The organism is Nocardia sp. CC201C (genome assembly GCF_030010695.1).
GTDB lineage: Bacteria > Actinomycetota > Actinomycetes > Mycobacteriales > Mycobacteriaceae > Nocardia > Nocardia otitidiscaviarum.
In genome coordinates this window covers 1-2,312 of sequence record NZ_JASCXP010000659.1, presented here as the reverse complement: position 1 = coordinate 2,312, position 2,312 = coordinate 1, and the positions used below count along the sequence as shown (strand labels likewise).

Here is a 2,312-nt window from a genome sequence, read left to right as displayed (position 1 = left end):
CGGGGAGCAGTTGACCGCCCGCGAGGTGCTGTTCGGCGGCAAGGTGAAGCCGGAGGCGCTGCTCGCGCTGGGCACGGTGGCGGTGGTGCTGGGCGTGCTCGCGGGTCTGCTGGGCGGTGTGATCGGCCTGTTCGCCGGTCAGTCCGCCTCCTCGCTCACCGCGCGCAAGGTGGAGTTGCAGACCGCCGGCGGCGGCGAGATCCCGGCCGGTGAGATCGGCCGGGTGGTCGGCGCGGTCATGCCCGCCATGGTCACGGTGCGGGCGTGGGTCGGCGACAGCGGCTCCTCCGGTTCCGGGGTGGTGATTTCCGGCGAGGGCCATATCGTCACCAACAATCACGTGATCTCGCTGGCCGCCAACGACAAGACCGGCCAGGCCAAATTGCAGGTGGTGTTCTCCGACAACACGCGGGTTCCGGCCACCATTGTCGGACGCGATCCCAAATCCGATCTGGCCGTGCTGCATGTGGACGTGAAGAATCTGTCGGTCATCCAGCTCGGGGAATCGGAGAATGTGAAGGTCGGCGATCAGGTGCTGGCCATCGGTTCACCGCTGGGCCTGGAGGAGACGGTCACCGCCGGTATCGTGTCGGCGCTGAATCGGCCGGTCAAGGTCGGCGGTGAGGGCACCGACACCGATGCCACGCTCGACGCCGTGCAGACGGATGCCGCCATCAACCACGGCAACTCCGGCGGCGCGCTGGTGGATATGCAGGGCAGACTGGTCGGCATCAATACCGCCATCAAATCCGAGAGCGGCGGTTCGGTGGGCCTCGGTTTCGCCATTCCGGTGGATCAGGTGAAGCGGATTTCGCAGGCGCTGATCGACAACGGTGAGGTGCACCACCCCCGGCTGGGTGTGAGCGCCCGCACCAAGATCGTCGCCAATGACGTGATGAGCGGTGCCGAGGTGGCCGATGTGCAGGCCGGCGGCCCGGCCGCCAAGGCGGGCATCGTGGAGGGCGACGTGATCGTGGGGGTCGGCGACCGCGAGGTCACCGGCCCGGAGGAGCTCACCGTCGCGGTGCAGTCACAGGAAATTGGCCAGACGGTCACCGTCCGCTTGATCCGCGACGGCCGGGAAGTAGATGTCCCGGTTACTCTCGAATCAGACTGACCACCCTCGAACGACACCTCGACAGGAAACACCTCGCGATTCGCGGCCCCGCCTCGGTTCTGGAGCGGGGGAGCGAAACGGAGGAGCGGAGGAGGGAAACAGCGAGGTCCCCCGGGGCCGCGAACAGCCGGAGCGAAGCGGAGGCAAGAAGATACCGTGTTCAGCAATATCAGCTGGGGCGAGATGATGATCCTGGTCGTCGCCGCCCTCGTCATCCTCGGACCGGAGCGGCTGCCCGGCGCTATTCGCTGGACCGGTAAAACGCTGCGACAGGTGCGCGATTACGCCACCGGCGCGACGACGTCGCTGAAGCAGGAACTCGGGCCGGAATTCGAGGAGATCCGGAAACCGCTCGAGCAGTTGAACGAACTCCGCGGTATGAATCCGCGGTCGATGGTGACCAAACACCTTCTCGACGGCGACGATTCCCTCTTCACCGGAAAATTCGACAAACCCGTCAGCGCTCCTAGCAGCAATTACGGCAGTTTTTCGATGCCGGAACCGGCTAAACCGCTGGAGCGCAACGAGCGCCCGCCGCTGGATCCCGACGCGACCTAATTCGGGCCAAGTAAACCGGAGTAGACGCCGAGAGCTGTTCAGGTGCCTAGACTTCGGTTATGTCGGCCGATGAGGTGGCACGGGTGTTCGCGATCGAGGACAAGGTCGAACGCCTCAAGGCGGCCACCGATGGTGTGGCCGCAGCCCAGCAGACCATCAACGAGCTCACCAGAATTCGGCGTGCGGTCATCAGGGAACTGCACGCGGAGGGCTGGACCTTCGCGAGAATCGGTGCGGCGGCGGGGCTTTCCCGGGCGCGCATCCATCAGGTGAGCACGCAGGGACCGGTGCCGGAAGGTTTGTTCTTCGGGCACGGACCGCTCACCATCCTCACCCCTGACGTACGGTCCACCACCCGCGCCATGGCCCTGGTGGGCGCGCCGGACCCGGCCGGGCCGCACCGGCTGCTGGAACTGCTGCGTGAACTCGGATTCACCGTCACCATCGAGCGCTTCCTGCCCGGCCGCCCGCTGGATCTCGACCGTGATGGGTTGATCGTGCTCGGCGGGCCCGAGCTCTCCCCCAGCCTGCGCTACCTGGTGGCGGCGGACCCGCGGCTGCGGCGCACGGTGGCGCGGGCCGGGCGGGTGCGCCGCGGTATCGAGGATCGTGCCGCCCGCCGGGTATACCGACCGGG

The 2,312-nt window shown here is 66.9% G+C and carries 3 protein-coding genes; all 3 read left to right on the top strand.

Annotation, left to right across the window (positions count from 1 at the left end; genetic code table 11):
* Nucleotides 1-1,117: trypsin-like peptidase domain-containing protein (locus QK444_RS35605; RefSeq protein WP_282786424.1), on the top strand; the 1,117-nt coding region annotated here is incomplete at its 5' end.
* A gap of 156 nt (nt 1,118-1,273) precedes the next feature.
* Entirely contained in the window at nt 1,274-1,675 is a 402-nt protein-coding gene (tatB, locus tag QK444_RS35600; RefSeq protein ID WP_143979531.1) for a Sec-independent protein translocase protein TatB, read from the top strand.
* Nucleotides 1,676-1,734: 59 nt separating this feature from the next.
* Nucleotides 1,735-2,312: hypothetical protein (locus QK444_RS35595; protein WP_282786423.1), on the top strand; the 578-nt coding region annotated here is incomplete at its 3' end.